The following is a 16,890-nucleotide window of genomic DNA, read 5'->3' on the forward strand; positions in this document are numbered from 1 at the left end:
CACCGCCGAACAACCATTCCCGGAAAGGGGACCCCACCACCAGGGGTCCCCTTTCCGGCGTTTCAGGGGCTTTTCGTCCAGGCGCCCTCCCGAGGGGGCCGGCGCCGCTCGTGCAGCAGCAGCAGGGCGTACGCGGCGAGGGACTGCGCGTCGCTGATGCGTCCGTCCGCGACCGCCGCCTCCACGTCGGCGCGCTCCCACCAGGCGCTGCGCATGTCCTGCTCCTCGACCTCCCGGGCGGGCTCGCCGTCCTGCACGTCGCGAGCCAGGAAGACGCGGCCGCGCTGGCTGCTCATGCCCGGCGCCACGTCGAGGGTGCCGAGCAGGGTGAACGTGCCTCCGTGCAGACCTGTCTCCTCGGCCAGCTCGCGGCGGGCCAGCTGCTCGGCCCCGGGCACGTCCGGCCCCGGGGCCGTCCCCTGCGGGAACTCCCAGCGCCGCCCGCCCAACGGGTAGCGGAACTGCTCGACGAGGTGCACCCGGGTGCCGCGCTGCGCGATCACCAGGGCGTAGTGCGGCTTGTCGATCACGCCGTACAGGCCGTCCGAGCCGTCGGCCCGGCGCACCCCGTCCTCCCGCACCGTCATCCAGGCGTTGCGGTACACCGTCTCGCTGCTCGTCTGCTCCACGTCCCCAGCGTGCCGGACGGGACGGACCCCGTGGTGCCCTACCCTCGCGGCGTGCGTCTCGTCATCGCCCGCTGCCAGGTCGACTACGTCGGCCGGCTGACGGCCCACCTCCCGCTGGCCACCCGGCTGCTGCTGGTCAAGTCCGACGGGTCGGTGAGCATCCACGCCGACGACCGCGCCTACAAGCCGCTGATGTGGATGAGCCCCCCGTGCTGGACGGTCGAGGAGCCGGCGAGCTGGACGGTGACCAACAAGGCGGGCGAGCAGCTGGTCATCGGCATCGAGGACGTCCTCAGCGACAGCCACCACGAGCTCGGGGTCGACCCCGGCCTGGTGAAGGACGGCGTCGAGGCGCACCTGCAGGAGCTGCTGGCCGAGCACGTGTCCACCCTGGGGGAGGGGTGGTCGCTGGTGCGCCGGGAGTACCCGACGGCCATCGGGCCCGTGGACCTGCTGTGCCGGGACTCCGACGGGGCGACGGTGGCCGTGGAGATCAAGCGCCGCGGCGACATCGACGGCGTCGAGCAGCTGACGCGCTACCTCGAGCTGCTCAACCGCGACCCCCTCATCGCCCCGGTCAGCGGGGTGTTCGCCGCGCAGCAGATCAAGCCGCAGGCCCGCACCCTCGCGGTGGACCGCGGCATCCGCTGCCTCACCGTCGACTACGAGGCCCTGCGGGGCACCGCGAGCACCGAGTTCCGGCTGTTCTGACCGAGCCCGCCCCGCCTCGTACCGCCGGTCGGCCACGCTGCGGGCCTGTGGCACGATCGGCGCAACCTACCCGGCGGTAACCACCCGTCGGACCCTCGGCGAAGCGGGAGCAGGACGTGGCTCGGGAGTTCTCCACCATCGGCGTTGTCGGACTCGGCACCATGGGCGCGGGCATCGCCGAGGTGATGGCCCGCTCCGGCCTGGACGTGATCGCCGCCGAGGGTGACGAGGCCGGCGCGCAGCGCGGCCGCGACCACCTGCGCCACTCCACCGACCGGGCCGTGGCGCGCGGCAAGCTCGACGCCGCCGAGGCCGAGGCCCTGCTGGCGCGCATCACCATCACCACCTCGCTGCAGGACCTGGCCGACGTCGACCTCGTGGTCGAGGCCGTGCCGGAGCGCATCGAGCTCAAGGCGCAGGTGCTCGGCACGCTCGACTCCGTGGTGCGCCCGGAGGTGATCCTGGCGTCGAACACGTCCTCGCTGTCGGTCACCGAGCTCAGCGTCAAGACCTCCCGGCCGGGCCGGGTGGTGGGGGTCCACTTCTTCAACCCCGCCCCGGTGCAGAAGCTCGTCGAGGTCATCCGGACCGTGGTGACCGAGCCCGAGGTCATCGACGACATCACCGGCTTCGTCGAGCAGCTGGGCAAGATGCCCGTGGTCATCGGCGACCGCGCCGGCTTCATCGCCAACGCGCTGCTCTTCGGCTACCTCAACCACGCGGTGCGGATGGTCGAGCAGAGCTACGCCAGCCGCGAGGACATCGACGCCGCCATGCGGTTCGGCTGCGGCTACCCGATGGGCCCGCTCGCGCTCGTCGACCTCATCGGCCTGGACACGGCTTACGAGATCCTCGACACGATGTACCACCAGTCGCGCAACCGGCTGCACGCCCCGGCGCCGCTGCTCAAGCAGATGATCACGGCCGGGCTCCTGGGCCGGAAGTCGGGGCGCGGCTTCTACACCTACGCCGGGCCCGACTCCAGCGAGGTCGTGGCCGACGCCGCCACCCCGGGGTCGCCCGTCGACGCCGGCGCCACGCTGCGCCCGATCTGGTCGGTGGGCGTGGTCGGCACCGGCACGATGGCCTCGGGCATCGTCGAGGTGTTCGCCAAGAAGGGCTACGACGTCCTCGTCCGCGGCCGCAGCGACGAGCGCAACCAGGCCTCCGTCGGCCTGGTGCGGAAGTCCCTGGAGCGCGCGGTGACCAAGGGCAAGCTGACCGAGGCCGAGCGTGACGAGGTGCTGGGCCGCATCACCGCGACCACCGCGCTGGAGGACTTCGGCTCGGTCGACCTGGTCGTCGAGGCCATCGCGGAGGACCTGGCCGTCAAGCGCGAGGTGTTCGCCACGCTCGACGCGGTCTGCAAGCCCGGCGCAATCCTGGCCACCACCACCTCGTCGCTGCCCGTCGTGGAGTGCGCGGCGGCCACCTCCCGGCCCGGCGACGTCATCGGCCTGCACTTCTTCAACCCCGCCCCGGTGATGAAGCTCGTCGAGGTCGTCCACACCATCGCCACCGACGCCGACGTCGTCGCCACCTCCCAGCAGCTGTGCCTGGACCTCGGCAAGCACCCGGTGACGTGCGGGGACCGGGCCGGCTTCATCGTCAACGCGCTGCTGTTCCCCTACCTCAACGACGCGGTGTCCATGCTCGAGGGGCACTACGCCAGCGCCGACGACATCGACACGGCCATGAAGATGGGCTGCGGGCTGCCCATGGGGCCGTTCCAGCTGCTGGACGTCGTCGGGCTCGACGTCTCGCTGGCGATCCAGCAGACGCTGTACCGGGAGTTCCGCGAGGCCGGGTTCGCCCCCGCGCCTCTGCTCGAGCACCTGGTCACCGCGGGGCGGCTGGGCCGCAAGACGGGCAAGGGGTTCCGCGACTACAGCTGAGCGCCGGCCCGGCACCGGGACGGCCCGCGCGACGTGCCACGACTAGCCTCGCTCGTCGTGGGACGACGCAACCGCCCCCGCCGGCGCACGGCGGTCACGCCGCCGCCCGCGGCGCTCTCGGGGGCGTTGGGCCGCACCGAGGACCACCCCGACGGCACCTGGGCGGTGCGCACGATCCCGGGCAGCCGGGCCGTGAAGACCTACCGGTGCCCGGGGTGCGACCACGAGATCGTGCCCGGCACGGCGCACCTGGTGACGTGGTCGGTCGACGACCCGCACGGGGACGAGGACCGCAGGCACTGGCACACCGGGTGCTGGCGCGGTCGTGCGACCCGCGGGCTCACCCGGCGCTGGAGCTGACCCGGTCCTCGACGTCGCGGGGCTCCGCCGTGGCCGCGCCGGCCGCCGGCGTGGCCCGCGGCTCGGGCCGGGACTGCTCGACGTCGCCCTCGGGGGAGACCACGAACGGCTGCTCGGTGCCGCTCGCTCCTGGGTCCGGGTCGGCGGACGGCACCGCGACCGTCGCGTCCGCGGACGGCTCCGCGGCGGTGAGGACGTGGTCGGCGTCGATCGGGGCCAGCTCGGCGTCCCCGGGCGCGAGCGCCACGGTGAGGTCGTCGAGCTGGGCCCGGACGGTGGCCAGCTGGGTGCCGATGCGGGCCCGTGCCTCGCGCAGCTCGTCGAGGCTGCGGTTGGCGGCGGCGATGCGCGAGGCGGCCTGCTCCGCGGCCCGGGTGAGCCGGCGCTGCGCCTCGGTGGTCGCGTCGCGCACCCGGCGCTCGGCCTCGACCTTGCTGGTGGCCTCCTGCGCCTGCACCGCCTCGATGGCCTCCGCGCGCCGGGCGCCCATCGCCAGCTCGAAGTCCTCCTCGACCGCGGCCCGGCGGCGCTCGCCCTCCTCGTCCAGGCGCTGCTGCTCGGCCCGGGCCGCCCGCAGCAGCTCCTCGGCCTCCTGCCGGACCCGCTCGCGCTCCGCCTCCGCCGCCGTGAGCCGCGCGGCGGCGTCGCGCTCGGCCTCCGCGGCGCGCGCGGCCTCCGCCTCGCGTGCCGCCTCCGCCTCGGCCCGCACGGCGGCGCGGACCTCCTCGGCCGCGGCCTCGGCGCGCGCCAGGATGCCGTCGTGGCTGTCGCGGAGCTGCTGCGCCTCGTCCTGCGCTGCGGCCACCACCGCGGCGCCCTCGGCCTCCGCCCGCGCCCGGACGGCCTCGGCCACCCGCTCGGCCTCGGCCATGCGGTCCGCGTGCGCCACCTCGAGCTCGTCGCGGCGGGCCTGCAGCGCGTCCAGCCGGCGCTGGTGCTCCGCGTCGGCGTCGGCTGCGTCCTGCTCGGCCACGGCCCGGACGTCGGCGGCCTCCTGCTCGGCCCGGGCCCGGATCTCCGACGCCTCGTCCTGCGCCAGCCGCAGCATGCGGGCCATGCGGTCGCTGAGGCCGTCGACGCTGGTCGAGCTGAGCGCGGCGCGGTCGGCCTGGCTGCGCAGGTCCTCCAGCTCTGCCCACGCCTGGTCCAGCCGCCGGCTGAGGTCCGCGGCCTGGGCGGCCGCGGCGTCCCGGTCGGCGGCGGTGACGCGCAGCTCGGCGTCGACCCGGGCCAGGTGGGTGCCCACCGCATCGCGGTCGTAGCCCTTGCGGACGATGGCGAAGTGCGCCCCGGGTGCTGGGTCTCGTCGCTCAGCGGCCATGGGCCCAGGTTACGTGCGGACCCACGGCCGCCGAGGCGACCCGGCCGGGGCTAGACGCCGCGGAACCGGTTGATCTCGGGGAGCAGCCGCTCGCGCATCGCGGTGTCCCGCACGCCGAGGCCCTCCTGCGGGGCCAGGCAGAGCACCCCGACCTTGCCCTGGTGCAGGTTGCGGTGGACGTCGTAGGCGGCCTGGCCGACCTCGTCGAGGGGGTAGACCCGCGACAGCGTCGGGTGCACCAGGCCCTTCTCGATGAGCCGGTTGGCCTCGAAGGACTCGCGGTAGTTGGCGAAGTGCGAGCTGACGATGCGCTTGAGGTTCATCCACAGGTAGCGGTTGTCGTACTCGTGCATGTACCCGCTGGTGGACGCGCAGGTCACGATCGTGCCGCCCTTGCGGGTGACGTAGACCGAGGCGCCGAAGGTCTCCCGGCCCGGGTGCTCGAACACGATGTCCGGGTCCTCGCCGCCGGTGAGCTCGCGGATCTTCTTGCCGAAGCGCTGCCACTCCTTGGGGTCCTGGGTGCGCTCGTCGGACCAGAACTTGTAGCCCTCCGCGCTGCGGTCGATGATGAGCTCCGCGCCCATGCGGCGGCAGATCTCGGCCTTCTCGGGGGAGGAGACGACGCAGACGGGGATGGCCCCGCCGTTGAGCGCCATCTGGGTGGCGTAGGAGCCCAGCCCGCCCGACGCGCCCCAGATCAGGACCGTGTCGCCCTGCTTCATGTCGGCGCCGTTGCGGCTGACCAGCTGGCGGTAGGCGGTGGAGTTGACCAGCCCGGGGGAGGCGGCCTCCTCCCAGGTGAGGTGGGCCGGCTTCGGCATGAGCTGGTTGGACTTGACCAGCGACAGGTGGGCCAGGCCGCCGAAGTTGGTCTCGAAGCCCCAGATGCGCTGCTGGTCGTCGAGCATCGTGTCGTTGTGCCCGTCGGGGCTCTCGAGCTCCACGGAGAGGCAGTGCGCGACGACCTCGTCGCCGGCCTTCCAGCGGCTCACACCCGGGCCGGTGCGCAGCACCACGCCCGCCAGGTCGGACCCGATGACGTGGTAGGGCAGGTCGTGGCGCTTGGAGAGGTCGTTGAGCCGGCCGTAGCGCTTGAGGAAGCTGAAGGTGGAGACGGGCTCGAAGATCGAGGTCCACACGGTGTTGTAGTTGATCGAGCTGGCCATGACGGCGACGATCGCCTCGCCCGGGCCGAGCTCGGGCACGGGGACGTCCTCCACGTGCAGCGACTCCCGCGGGTCCTTGTCCCGGGTGGCGCGGCCGGCGAACATCTCCGCGTCCGCGGCGTGGACGGTGACCGCCCGGTAGGACTCGGGGAGCGGGATCTCGCCGATCGAGCCGAGCTCGTCGGCCTGGATCGCGTCGAGGATCTTCTGCACTGGGGACACCTCCGTGCGCCCGGGGGCGCGGGTTCGTCGAGAGTGCGCTGGCGCGCGTCGTTGCGGTCAGTGGATGTTACTGGGCGGTAACCCCGGTCTCGGCGTGGCGGTGGTCACTCGTGCGGGGTCGAGGCGGGCTCGACGAGCTCCACCAGCACGCCCCCGGCGTCCTTGGGGTGGACGAAGTTCACCCGCGAGCCGGCGGTGCCGCGGCGCGGGGCGTCGTAGAGCAGCCGCAGGCCCTTGTCGCGCAGCTGCTGGGAGACGGCCTCGACGTCGGAGACGCGGTAGGCCAGCTGCTGCAGCCCCGGGCCGCTGCGGTCGAGGAACTTGGCGATCGTGGAGGTCTCGTCGAGCGGGGCGAGCAGCTGGACCTGCGCGTTGCCCACGCCGACCATGGCCTCCTCGACGCCCTGCTCGGTGTTGGTCTCCCGGTGGGTGACCTCCAGGCCCAGCACGTCGCGGTACCAGGCGATGGCGGCGTCGAGGTCGGGCACGGCGACCCCGACGTGGTCGACGGCCAGGACGAGGGCGCTCTCGGCGAGGGGGCTGCTCATGGGCGTCAACCTAGGCGACGGTCCCCGGCGGGGGCACCTGCCCGGACGGCGGGGCCGGGCAGGCGGCGCGTCCGGGGCGTTGACGCAGCGTGACGGGAGAGCGCTCGAGCGGCGGATGTTTCGTGAACGACACCTCCCGGCCCTGGGCAGCGCGTAGTTTGCTCGCGTCACGATCGTGCCCCCGGGGTGCCGAGCACCGGCTCCGGGTCGTTGAGGGGAACCCTGGATGCGTTGGTCTCGAGCTGGAACAACCGTGGCGGCGGCCGCCGCGCTGATGGTGGGGCTCGCGCCCGCCGCCCTCGCGCAGGAGGCACCGCTGCCCCCGGGGGTGAGCGCGGACGCGGTGCCCGAGGTGTCGGCCGCGGCGACCTGCTCGGCCTCGCCCCAGACCTACGTCACGCACCCCGAGTGGGGGGCGGTGCCGGGTGCGTGCGCCACCGGGCCGGGCACCGGGTCCACCGACAAGGTCTTCGTCGACTCCTCCGAGGGCGAGACCATCTTCGACAGCAGCGGCAGGCTGGTGTGGTTCAAGCCCGCCACGACCGGGCTGTCGGAGAACCTGCAGAAGTTCACCTACAAGGGCCAGCCGGTGCTCGTGTACTTCGCCGGCGAGGGCTCGGCGGTGCCCGGCAGCGGCGTGGGCGACTACATCATGCTCGACAGCAACTACAACGTGATCAAGACGATCTCGATGGGCAACGGGCAGCGCGCCGACATCCACGAGTTCCAGATGACGGCGGACGGCAACGCGCTGATGGGCTCCTACCCGACGAAGACGGTGGATGCCTCCTCCGTCGGCGGCCCCGCGAACCAGGTGATCGTCGACTACGTCGCGCAGGAGGTGAACATCGAGACGGGCGCCGTCCTCTTCGAGTGGCGGGCCTCCGACCACGTGGCGCTCACCGACTCGAACTTCCCGCGCGCCGGCTTCCTGCCCTGGGACTTCTTCCACGGCAACTCGATCGACGAGTCCGACGACGGCAACATCCTGATCTCGGGCCGGCACACCTTCGCCACCTACAAGATCAACAAGGCCACGGGGGCCACCATCTGGACCCTCGGGGGCAAGAGCTCGAGCTTCAACCCGATCCAGGTCGCGCCCGGCGTCCCCCAGAGCGAGGCCTACGGCTTCTGCTGGCAGCACGACTTCCGCGAGCAGCCCAACGGGACCTACAGCCTGTTCGACAACGGCAACGCCATCGGGCTCAACGGCCAGCGCTGCGGCCCGAGCCGGGGCCTGGACATCGCACTGTTCCCGGGCAACGGGACCGCCAAGGGCACCGCGTTCATCACCCGCGCCTACCACCACAGCCCGGACATCGACGCCGGCTTCGCGGGCAGCTACCAGCCGTTGCCCAACGGGGACCGCTTCCTCGGTTACGGCCAGTCGCCCACCGCGACCCGTCTCGCCGGCAACGGCACGACGCTGATCGACATGGGCCTGAGCGTGAACTCCTACCGGGCGTTCACCTACCCGTGGACGGCCACTCCCGCCGTCGCCCCCGTCTCCGTCGTGCAGAACGGGTCGGTCTACGCCAGCTGGAACGGGGCGACCGAGGTCGCGTCCTGGCAGGTCCTCGCGGGTGCGACCGACGCGACCGTGGTCCCGGTGGGCGGCCGCCAGCCCCGCACCGGGTTCGAGACCCAGCTGTCCCTCGCCGGGGCGGCGGGTGCGGCGGTGGTCAAGGTGCAGCCGTACGACGCGGCGGGCAACCCGTTGTTCGCGGTGACCAACGCCGTGACCGGCTCGACGTTCATCCAGGGTCTCGCGGTCACCGCTCCGGTCGGGCCCGGGTCGTTCGACGGGTCGACCCTCTCGCTGCCGCCGGTCAACGCGGACTTCCTGCTCTTCGGGTTCGCCCCGTCGCGGGCGACGTTCGCCTTCGACCCGGCCACCGCGATCCCGGTGACGTCGAGCACGTCGGCCACCGGGAGCACGTTCAGCTTCACCACGAAGCTGCGCGCGGCGGACTTCACCGTCGGTGGGTTCTCCCTGTCCGGTCTGCTGGGCCCGACGTGTGAGAGCGGGCCGATCAGCTTCTCGCTCTCCTCGACCGGGGACGCCAGCCAGGGCTCGCCGCTCACGGGGACGTACACGATCCCGCCGTTCACCGGGTGCGCCGGGACCGACGCCGGGCTGACCGCCGTGCTCTCGCGGCCGGGCAACACGATCAGCCTGACGCTGCCCAGCGGCCAGGACGTGACCGCCACCCCGGTGGGGTAGCCGGACAGCACGACCACGGGCGGGGGCCGTGCACCGGACGGGTGCACGGCCCCCGCGCTCGGGTGGGGTCCCGGCCCCCGGCCCGGCGCAGGTAATCTCCGTCCACATCACCGCCCCTGCACCGTCGCTGGAGGACCAACCGTGACCGGATCCGTCATCGTCTCTGGAGCCCGCACCCCCATGGGGCGCCTCATGGGCTCGCTCAAGGACTTCTCCGGGGCCGACCTCGGTGCCATCGCCATCCGCGGGGCGCTCGAGAAGGCGGGCGTCGAGCCCGAGCAGGTCGAGTACGTGATCATGGGGCAGGTGCTCACCGCGGGTGCGGGGCAGATGCCCGCCCGCCAGGCCGCGGTCGAGGCCGGCATCCCCATGACCGTGCCGGCGCTGACCATCAACAAGGTCTGCCTGTCCGGCATCGACGCGATCGCGCTGGCCGACCAGCTCATCCGCGCCGGCGAGTTCGACGTCGTCGTGGCCGGCGGCCAGGAGTCCATGACCCAGGCCCCCCACCTGCTGGAGAAGAGCCGCGGCGGCTTCAAGTACGGCGACGTGACCATGACCGACCACATGGCCCTCGACGGCCTGCACGACGCCTTCACCGACCAGGCGATGGGCAAGCTGACCGACGAGCGCAACGACTCCGACGGCCTCACCCGCGAGGAGCAGGACGCCTTCGCCGCCCGCTCCCACGAGCGCGCTGCCAAGGCGTGGAAGGACGGCCTGTTCGCCGACGAGGTCGTGCCCGTCTCGATCCCGCAGCGCAAGGGCGACCCGATCGAGTTCAACTTCGACGAGGGCATCCGCGGCGACACCACCACCGAGGGCCTGGGCAAGCTGCGGCCGGCGTTCCGCAAGGAGGGCACCATCACCGCGGGCACGTCCTCGCAGATCTCCGACGGCGCCTGCGCCGTGGTCGTGATGAGCAAGGCCAAGGCCGAGGAGCTCGGCATCACCTGGCTGGCCGAGATCGGCGCCCACGGCGTCGTCGCCGGGCCGGACTCCACGCTGCAGTCGCAGCCCGCCCGTGCGATCCAGAAGGCGTGCGGCAAGGAGGGCATCGACCCGGCCGACCTCGACCTCGTGGAGCTCAACGAGGCGTTCGCCGCCGTCGGCATCGTCTCCGCCCGCGAGCTCGGCATCGACGAGGAGAAGGTCAACGTCAACGGCGGCGCGCTGGCCGTGGGCCACCCCATCGGCATGTCCGGCGCCCGCATCACCCTGCACCTCGCCCTCGAGCTCGCCCGCCGCGGTGGCGGCACGGGCGCGGCGGCGCTGTGCGGCGGTGGCGGCCAGGGCGACGCGCTCATCGTGCGCGTCCCCGCCCGCAGCTGAGCCCCACCGCCGGCCGGGGGACCACCGTCGTGGCACCCCGGCGGGTGGATGTCGCGGACCTCGTCGCGCAGGCGCGCGACGGGGTGCCGCGGGCGGTGTCCCGGCTGATCTCGCTGGTGGAGGGCTCGAGCCCGCAGCTGCGCGAGGTGGCCGCGGCGCTGGCCCCCCACACCGGCCGCGCCCACGTCGTCGGCCTCACCGGCTCGCCCGGGGTGGGCAAGTCCACGTCCACCGCCGCGCTGGTGCGCCACCTGCGCGCCCGCGGCGACCGGGTCGGGGTGCTGGCGATCGACCCGTCGTCGCCGTTCTCCGGCGGTGCCCTGCTGGGCGACCGCATCCGGATGGGCGAGCACGCCACCGACGCGGGCGTCTTCATCCGGTCCATGGCCACCCGCGGGCACCTCGGCGGGCTGTCCTGGGCCACCCCGCAGGCGCTGCGCGTGCTCGACGCGGCCGGCTTCGACGTGGTGCTCGTCGAGACCGTCGGCGTGGGCCAGTCCGAGGTCGAGGTGGTGGGCCTGGCCGACACCACCGTGGTGCTGCTCGCCCCGGGCATGGGGGACGGCATCCAGGCGGCCAAGGCCGGCATCCTGGAGATCGCGGACCTGTTCGTGGTGAACAAGGCCGACCGGCCGGGCGCCGACCGCACGGCGCGGGAGATCCGCCAGGTCATGGCCCACGCCCGGCCGCGCGACGCCTCGGAGCGCTGGGACGTCCCCGTGCTGCGGACGGTGGCGACCGGGGACTCCGCGGGCGACGCCACCTCCGGGGTGGCCGAGGTGGTCACCACCCTCGACGCCCACCTGGCCTGGCTCACCGAGCACGGGGCGCTGGCCGCCCGGCGCCGCCACCGCGCGGAGGCCGAGGTCGAGGCCATCGCGCTGCGGGCGGTGCGGGAGCGGTGGACCGGCCGCGCCGGAGCGGCCGCGCTGGACGACCTCGCCGACGACGTCGTCGCAGGACGCACGGACCCCTACGCGGCCGCCGACCGGCTGCTGGCCGAGCACGACCGCTGAACCCGGGCCGGGGCCGCACCCGACGGGCCGGTGAGCGCGCTCACGTCGCACACTGGAGCCATGACCACGGTCCTGCAGCGCACCACCCCCGCCACCCGGTTCCGCGCGGTCGCGGTCGCCGAGGCCCTCACCTGGCTCGGCCTGCTCGTCGGGATGGTGTTCAAGTACCTGGTGGTGATGGACGAGGTGGGGGTCAAGATCTTCGGCCCGATCCACGGCGCGGTCTTCGTGCTCTACGTCGTCGTCGCCGTGCTGACCGCCCGCTCGCTGCGGTGGAGCCCGGGGGTGACGGTGTGGGCGCTGGTGGCCAGCGTGCCGCCGTTCGGCTCGGTCGTCTTCGAGCGCTGGGCCCGCACCCACGGCCGGCTGGGGGAGCTGTCGTGATCGTCGCGTTCAGCATCAGCCCGTCGGGCGGCGACGCCTCCGGCAGCGTCAGCGAGGCCGTGGCGGCCGCGGTGCGGGTGGTCCGGGAGTCCGGCCTGCCCAACGAGACGACGTCGATGTTCACCTCCGTCGAGGGGGAGTGGGACGAGGTGATGGACGTGGTCAAGCGCGCCGTCGCCGTGGTGTCGGAGTCGAGCCCGCGGACCAGCCTGGTGCTCAAGGCCGACATCCGGCCCGGCTTCACCGGCCAGCTCACGGCCAAGGTCGAGCGCGTCGAGGCGCACCTGCGCGACGACTGACCGGCGGCGCCGGCCGTCGGGGCGCCGTGCCAGGATTGGGGCCGTGACCCGTCCCGGCCCCCGCTCCCGTCCCCCCGTGCCCCCCGCCGCCGCCGCGGCGATGGCGGGCGCCGTCGACCTGTCCGGGCTCAAGGCGCGCGCCGAGGCGCCCCCGCAGCCGCCCGCCGGCGCCGCCGGCCCGGCCGGGGCGCCCAGCCCGTACGTCGTCGACGTCACCGAGGCCACCTTCCAGTCCGTGGTCGTCGACACCTCGATGACCGCGCTGGTCGTCGTCGACCTGTGGGCGACGTGGTGCCAGCCGTGCACCCAGCTCTCCCCGGTGCTCGAGCGGCTGGCCGACGAGTACCGCGGCCGCATCCTGGTGGCCAAGGTCGACGTCGACGCCAACCCCCGCATCGGCGAGGTGTTCGGCGTGCAGTCGCTGCCGACGGTCGTCGCCGTCGCGGGCGGTCAGCCGGTGCAGGCGTTCTCCGGTGCGCAGCCCGAGGCCCAGGTGCGGGCCTGGATCGACAGCATCCTGGCCCAGGTCGGGGACCAGCTGCCCGGCCTGGGGGCGCCCGACGACGGCGCGGAGCCGGCCCCGCCGCCGGAGGACCCGCGCGTCGTCGCCGCCGAGGAGGCGCTCGAGGCGGGGGACTACGCCGGCGCGGAGGCGGCCTACCAGGGCATCCTCGCCGCTGAGCCCGCCAACGCCGACGCCACGGCGGCCCTGGCCCAGGTGCGCTTCCTCGCCCGGCTCGAGCAGGTGCCCGCCGACGCCGTGGCCCGGGCCGACGCCGACCCGTCCGACGTGGACGCGCAGCTCGCGGCCGCGGACGCCGAGCTGGCCGGCCAGGAGGTCGAGGCGGCGTTCGCCCGCCTCGTCGCGACCGTCGCCCGCACGGCCGGGGACGACCGGGAGAAGGCCCGCGCCCGGCTGCTGGGCCTGTTCGAGCTGTTCGACCCGGCCGACCCGGCCGTCAGCACCGCGCGACGCAAGCTGGCCTCCGCGCTCTACTGACCCGGCCCGGGCCGGGAGGTCAGCGGGCGGTCAGAGGTAGGTCGAGAAGCACGCGTCGCGGCCCTGCAGCACCCCGGTGCGCAGCGCCTCGACGCGGGCGAAGCCGCTGCGCACCGCGTTGCCCCGGACGTCGCTGGCCCCGGTGGAGTCCGACAGCAGACCCGAGACCGCCTCGTCGAGGTCGCCGGGGGAGAGCCGGATCGACCCGGCGTCGCTGGTGGCCACGGCCCACGCCCCGGCGAGGCAGGCGCTGCGCAGCCCGGTGAGCGGGTCGTCCAGCGCCACCCCGGCGTCCTGCTGCACCGAGAGCATGTACCGCGACGCGAGCAGCACGAAGGCGCTGAAGTCCCCGCGGACCACGGGTGAGAACAGCTGGTCGCGGGGCTGCGAGACGGGGGTGCCCAGCGCGCTGAGCGCCGGCACCTCGACCGCGATGGTGCGGGTGGCGGGGCAGTAGGAGACCGGCGGGGTGTCCGACCCGTCCTGGCAGGCGCCGACCGCGCCGCTGAGGTCGACCTGCACGGGCGCCGAGGCGGCGGGCGGGAAGACCTGCTCCATGGAGTCGACGATGAGGCCGATGCTGCGGTCGTCGACGACGAGGTCCCCGGTGTCCGACGTCGAGCTCAGCTGCGTGGGCACGGTGAACACCCGCTGCGACACCTCGTCGGGGGTGATCTCCGCGCAGTGCGTCGGACCGTCGGTGAACCCGAAGGACAGCGCGGTCACGCGGTCGAACGAGGAGCCGTGGGCATCGCGCTCGCGGGGGTCGGTGCCGACGGGGTCGCGGATGGCGACGGCCGCGGCGAGCACGGTGTTCAGGCCCTGCGAGGTGTCGAGGGTGAAGAAGGTCGACGCGCCCTCCGCGACGTGGCGCAGGTAGGCCCCGGCCAGGCAGTCCGCCTGCTGCTCGAAGACGATGGTCGGGTCGTCCTCGGAGACGAGGCCGGCCTGGCGCTGCACCGAGTGGCCGTACTCGTGGGCCAGCACCAGCACCACCGACATGGGCGAGAACGTCTGTTCCACCACCGGCAGCAGCTCACCCCGGTCCCAGGCGATGAGGTCGTCGTCGTTGCAGAAGAACGCGTTGACGAACCCGGCGGTGTTCTCCCCGCACACCTCCTCCGACCGGGAACGCGGCAGGGTGGAGTCGTAGGACACCAGCCGGCTGACGGGGGTGAACGTCTTGCCCGGGAAGACCTGCGGGAACTCCTGGGCCCAGTAGTCCTGGACGTCGGCCACCGCGTCGGTGGCCAGGGTGTCGACGCCCTGGCCGGTGGTGCCCTCCACGGTGAGGTCCGCGGGACGCACCCCGGGCCGCTCACCGTTGGCGCCGTCGTAGATGGGCAGCCCGGCGATGACGTCCGGGTCGTAGCGCTCCGGGCCCGCGGTGCCCGCCACCGAGGAGGTGCACCCCGCGAGGGCGAGCACCACCGCGACGGCGGCGACCCACCGGCCGCCCGGGCCGCGAGCCCCCCGGTTCCGCAGGCCCCCGTGTCGTCCGTCCACCGCCACCAGCCCCCCGACCGTCCGCCCCGACCGTGTGCCTAGCCGGCCTCGGGGGCGAGCCACAGCACGCCCGCCGGCGGCAGGCGCAGGTCCACCGAGGCGGGCCGCCCGTGCCAGCTGCGGTCGCTCGCCTCGACGCGGCCGAGGTTACCCACCCCCGACCCGCCGTAGGCGGAGGAGTCGGTGTTGAGCACCTCGCGCCACGCGCCCGACCGGGGCAGGCCGAGGCGGTAGGACTCGTGCGGCGCGCCGGAGAAGTTGGCCACGCAGACCAGCTCCGAGCCGTCGGAGCCCACCCGGACGAAGCTGACCACGTTGTTGGCCGCGTCGTTGGCGTCGATCCAGGAGAAGCCCTCCGGCGAGGTGTCCAGCGTCCACAGCGCGGGGTGGTCGCGGTAGGCCCGGTTCATGTCGGTCACCGCCGCGGCGATGCCGCGGTGCAGCCCGCCGTGCTCCGGGTCGGTGAGCAGGCCCCAGTCCAGGCCCGCCTCCTCCGACCACTCGGTGGGCTGGCCGAACTCCCCGCCCATGAAGACCAGCTGCTTGCCGGGGTGCGCCCACATGAAGCCGAGCAGGCTCCGCACGCCCGCGGCCTTGTTCCAGGCGTCCCCGGGCATCCGGGTCCACAGCGAGCCCTTGCCGTGCACCACCTCGTCGTGGCTCAGCGGGAGCACGAAGTTCTCGCTCCACGCGTAGACCAGCGAGAACGTCAGCTCGTGGTGGTGGAAGCTGCGGTGCACCGGGTCGTGCGCGGTGTAGGCGAGCGTGTCGTGCATCCAGCCCATGTTCCACTTCATCCCGAAGCCGAGGCCCCCGAGGTGGGTGGGCCGGGTGACCCCGGGCCAGGAGGTGGACTCCTCGGCGATGGTGACCACGCCGGGGTGGTGCTTGTAGACGGTCGCGTTCATCTCCTGCAGGAACGCCACCGCCTCGAGGTTCTCCCGGCCGCCGTGGACGTTCGGCTCCCACTGGCCCTCCTCGCGGGAGTAGTCCAGGTAGAGCATCGAGGCGACGGCGTCGACGCGCAGGCCGTCGACGTGGAACTCCTCGAGCCAGTACAGCGCGTTGGCGACGAGGAAGTTGCGGACCTCGCTGCGGCCGAAGTCGAAGACGTAGGTGCCCCAGTCGCGCTGCTCGCCGCGGCGCGGGTCGGCGTGCTCGTAGAGCGCGGTGCCGTCGAACCGGGCCAGCGCCCAGGCGTCCTTGGGGAAGTGGGCGGGCACCCAGTCGACGAGCACCCCGATGCCGGCGGCGTGCAGCGCGTCGACGAGGTGGCGCAGCTCGTCGGGCGTGCCGAACCGGCTCGACGGCGCGTAGTAGGAGGTGACCTGGTAGCCCCAGGACCCGCCGAACGGGTGCTCGGCCACCGGCAGCAGCTCGACGTGGGTGAAGCCCATCTCGGTGACGTACTCGACCAGCGCGGTGGCCAGCTCGCGGTAGCCCAGGCCCGGCCGCCAGGACGCGAGGTGCACCTCGTAGGTGCTCATCGGCCGCGCGTGGGGCTGCTGCTGCGCGCGCTCGGCCAGCCACGCCTCGTCGGTCCAGGTGTACGCGCCTGCCGCCTCGGCGACGACCGAGGCGGTGGCGGGTGGGACCTCGGTGGCGAACGCCATCGGGTCGGCCTTGTCGACCACCGAGCCGTCGGCGCCGGTGACGCGGAACTTGTAGCGGGTGCCCAGGCCGAGGCCGGGGACGAAGACCTCCCACACGCCGGTGGCGCCGAGGCTGCGCATCGGGGTGGCGCGGCCGCTCCAGCCGTCGAAGTCGCCGACGACGGTGACGCCGCGCGCGTTGGGGGCCCACACCGCGAACGAGACCCCGGCGACGGTGCCGTCCGGGGTGTCGTAGCTGCGGGGGTGGGCGCCGAGGACCTCCCACAGCCGCTCGTGGCGGCCCTGGGAGAACAGGTGCTGGTCGACCTCGCCCAGGGTGGGCAGGAACCGGTAGCCGTCGGCGACGAGGTGCGTGTCCTCGCCGTAGGTGACGGCCAGGCGGTAGTCGGCCAGCCCGGTGAAGGGCAGGGCGACGCCCCACAGCCCACCCTCGAGGTGGGTCATCGGGTGCTCCTGGGACCCGACGACAGCCACCACCGACGCCGCGTCCGGCCGCAGCGCCCGCACCACGGTGGCACCGGCGACCTCGTGGGCGCCGAGGACCGAGTGCGGGTCGTGGTGGGTGCCCGACAGCAGCCGCCCGAGCTCGGCGGCGTCCGGGCGCAGCTCCGGCGGTGCGGCCGGGGCGGGTGCCGGCGCCGCGGCGGCGGTGGTGCCCGTG

Annotated in this window: 15 protein-coding genes; 9 read left to right on the forward strand and 6 right to left on the reverse strand. The window is 73.8% G+C overall.

Going from position 1 to position 16,890, the window contains the following annotated elements:
• Positions 1-62: 62 nt before the first annotated feature.
• The gene (locus tag ACYVOF_RS09935; RefSeq protein ID WP_460866202.1) at positions 63-587 is read right to left on the reverse strand and encodes an NUDIX domain-containing protein; all 525 of its coding nucleotides are present in this window, start codon (positions 585-587) and stop codon (positions 63-65) included.
• A 93-nt stretch (positions 588-680) separates the two neighbouring features.
• Here ACYVOF_RS09935 and nucS point away from each other — a divergent pair, with 93 nt between their 5' ends.
• The 3 genes from nucS to ACYVOF_RS09950 all read left to right on the forward strand — a co-directional run bounded on the left by nucS (position 681) and on the right by ACYVOF_RS09950 (position 3,595).
• On the forward strand, positions 681-1,340 hold the full coding sequence (gene nucS, locus ACYVOF_RS09940; RefSeq protein ID WP_460866058.1) for an endonuclease NucS: 660 nt from the start codon (positions 681-683) through the stop codon (positions 1,338-1,340).
• Between the two features lie 116 nt (positions 1,341-1,456).
• Positions 1,457-3,235: a 3-hydroxyacyl-CoA dehydrogenase family protein gene (locus tag ACYVOF_RS09945; protein WP_460866060.1), complete on the forward strand. Its 1,779-nt coding sequence runs from the start codon at positions 1,457-1,459 to the stop codon at positions 3,233-3,235.
• Positions 3,236-3,292: 57 nt separating this feature from the next.
• Positions 3,293-3,595, forward strand: a complete 303-nt coding sequence (locus tag ACYVOF_RS09950; protein ID WP_460866062.1) for an ATP/GTP-binding protein — start codon at positions 3,293-3,295, stop codon at positions 3,593-3,595.
• On the opposite strand, the gene ACYVOF_RS09955 is transcribed toward ACYVOF_RS09950, so the two are convergent.
• The 3 genes from ACYVOF_RS09955 to mce all read right to left on the reverse strand — a co-directional run bounded on the left by ACYVOF_RS09955 (position 3,576) and on the right by mce (position 6,855).
• On the reverse strand, positions 3,576-4,916 hold the full coding sequence (locus ACYVOF_RS09955; protein WP_460866064.1) for a hypothetical protein: 1,341 nt from the start codon (positions 4,914-4,916) through the stop codon (positions 3,576-3,578). The two genes, ACYVOF_RS09950 and ACYVOF_RS09955, sit on opposite strands and share 20 nt — an antisense overlap.
• Before the next feature lie 50 nt (positions 4,917-4,966).
• The gene (gene ccrA, locus ACYVOF_RS09960) at positions 4,967-6,307 is read right to left on the reverse strand and encodes a crotonyl-CoA carboxylase/reductase (RefSeq protein WP_460866066.1); all 1,341 of its coding nucleotides are present in this window, start codon (positions 6,305-6,307) and stop codon (positions 4,967-4,969) included.
• Positions 6,308-6,411: 104 nt separating this feature from the next.
• Entirely contained in the window at positions 6,412-6,855 is a 444-nt protein-coding gene (mce, locus tag ACYVOF_RS09965) for a methylmalonyl-CoA epimerase (protein ID WP_460866067.1), read from the reverse strand.
• 253 nt (positions 6,856-7,108) lie between these two features.
• Between mce and ACYVOF_RS09970 the strand changes: the two genes are divergently transcribed.
• From ACYVOF_RS09970 to ACYVOF_RS09995, 6 genes are all read left to right on the forward strand, one after another.
• Complete coding sequence (locus ACYVOF_RS09970) at positions 7,109-9,079, forward strand: arylsulfotransferase family protein (protein ID WP_460866069.1); 1,971 nt, start codon at positions 7,109-7,111, stop codon at positions 9,077-9,079.
• 141 nt (positions 9,080-9,220) lie between these two features.
• Positions 9,221-10,411 (forward strand): acetyl-CoA C-acetyltransferase, encoded by a 1,191-nt coding sequence (locus ACYVOF_RS09975; protein WP_460866071.1) that lies wholly within the window; start codon positions 9,221-9,223, stop codon positions 10,409-10,411.
• 44 nt (positions 10,412-10,455) lie between these two features.
• The gene (gene meaB / locus ACYVOF_RS09980; protein ID WP_460866073.1) at positions 10,456-11,427 is read left to right on the forward strand and encodes a methylmalonyl Co-A mutase-associated GTPase MeaB; all 972 of its coding nucleotides are present in this window, start codon (positions 10,456-10,458) and stop codon (positions 11,425-11,427) included.
• A 60-nt stretch (positions 11,428-11,487) separates the two neighbouring features.
• Positions 11,488-11,811 carry a DUF3817 domain-containing protein gene (locus ACYVOF_RS09985; protein WP_460866075.1) on the forward strand — a complete coding sequence of 108 codons (324 nt, stop codon included), beginning with the start codon at positions 11,488-11,490 and terminating at the stop codon, positions 11,809-11,811.
• A complete protein-coding gene (locus ACYVOF_RS09990) occupies positions 11,808-12,110 on the forward strand; it encodes a thiamine-binding protein (protein ID WP_460866076.1) in 303 nt (100 codons plus the stop codon). The genes ACYVOF_RS09985 and ACYVOF_RS09990 overlap by 4 nt, the downstream gene beginning before the upstream one ends.
• A gap of 100 nt (positions 12,111-12,210) precedes the next feature.
• Positions 12,211-13,110 (forward strand): tetratricopeptide repeat protein, encoded by a 900-nt coding sequence (locus ACYVOF_RS09995; protein ID WP_460866204.1) that lies wholly within the window; start codon positions 12,211-12,213, stop codon positions 13,108-13,110.
• A gap of 30 nt (positions 13,111-13,140) precedes the next feature.
• On the opposite strand, the gene ACYVOF_RS10000 is transcribed toward ACYVOF_RS09995, so the two are convergent.
• Positions 13,141-14,538, reverse strand: coding sequence for a neutral zinc metallopeptidase (locus ACYVOF_RS10000; protein ID WP_460866078.1), 1,398 nt, complete (start codon positions 14,536-14,538; stop codon positions 13,141-13,143).
• Positions 14,539-14,654: 116 nt separating this feature from the next.
• Positions 14,655-16,835: a 1,4-alpha-glucan branching protein GlgB gene (glgB, locus tag ACYVOF_RS10005; RefSeq protein ID WP_460866206.1), complete on the reverse strand. Its 2,181-nt coding sequence runs from the start codon at positions 16,833-16,835 to the stop codon at positions 14,655-14,657.
• Positions 16,836-16,890 lie beyond the last annotated feature (55 nt).

The organism is Rhodococcus aerolatus (assembly GCF_054783215.1).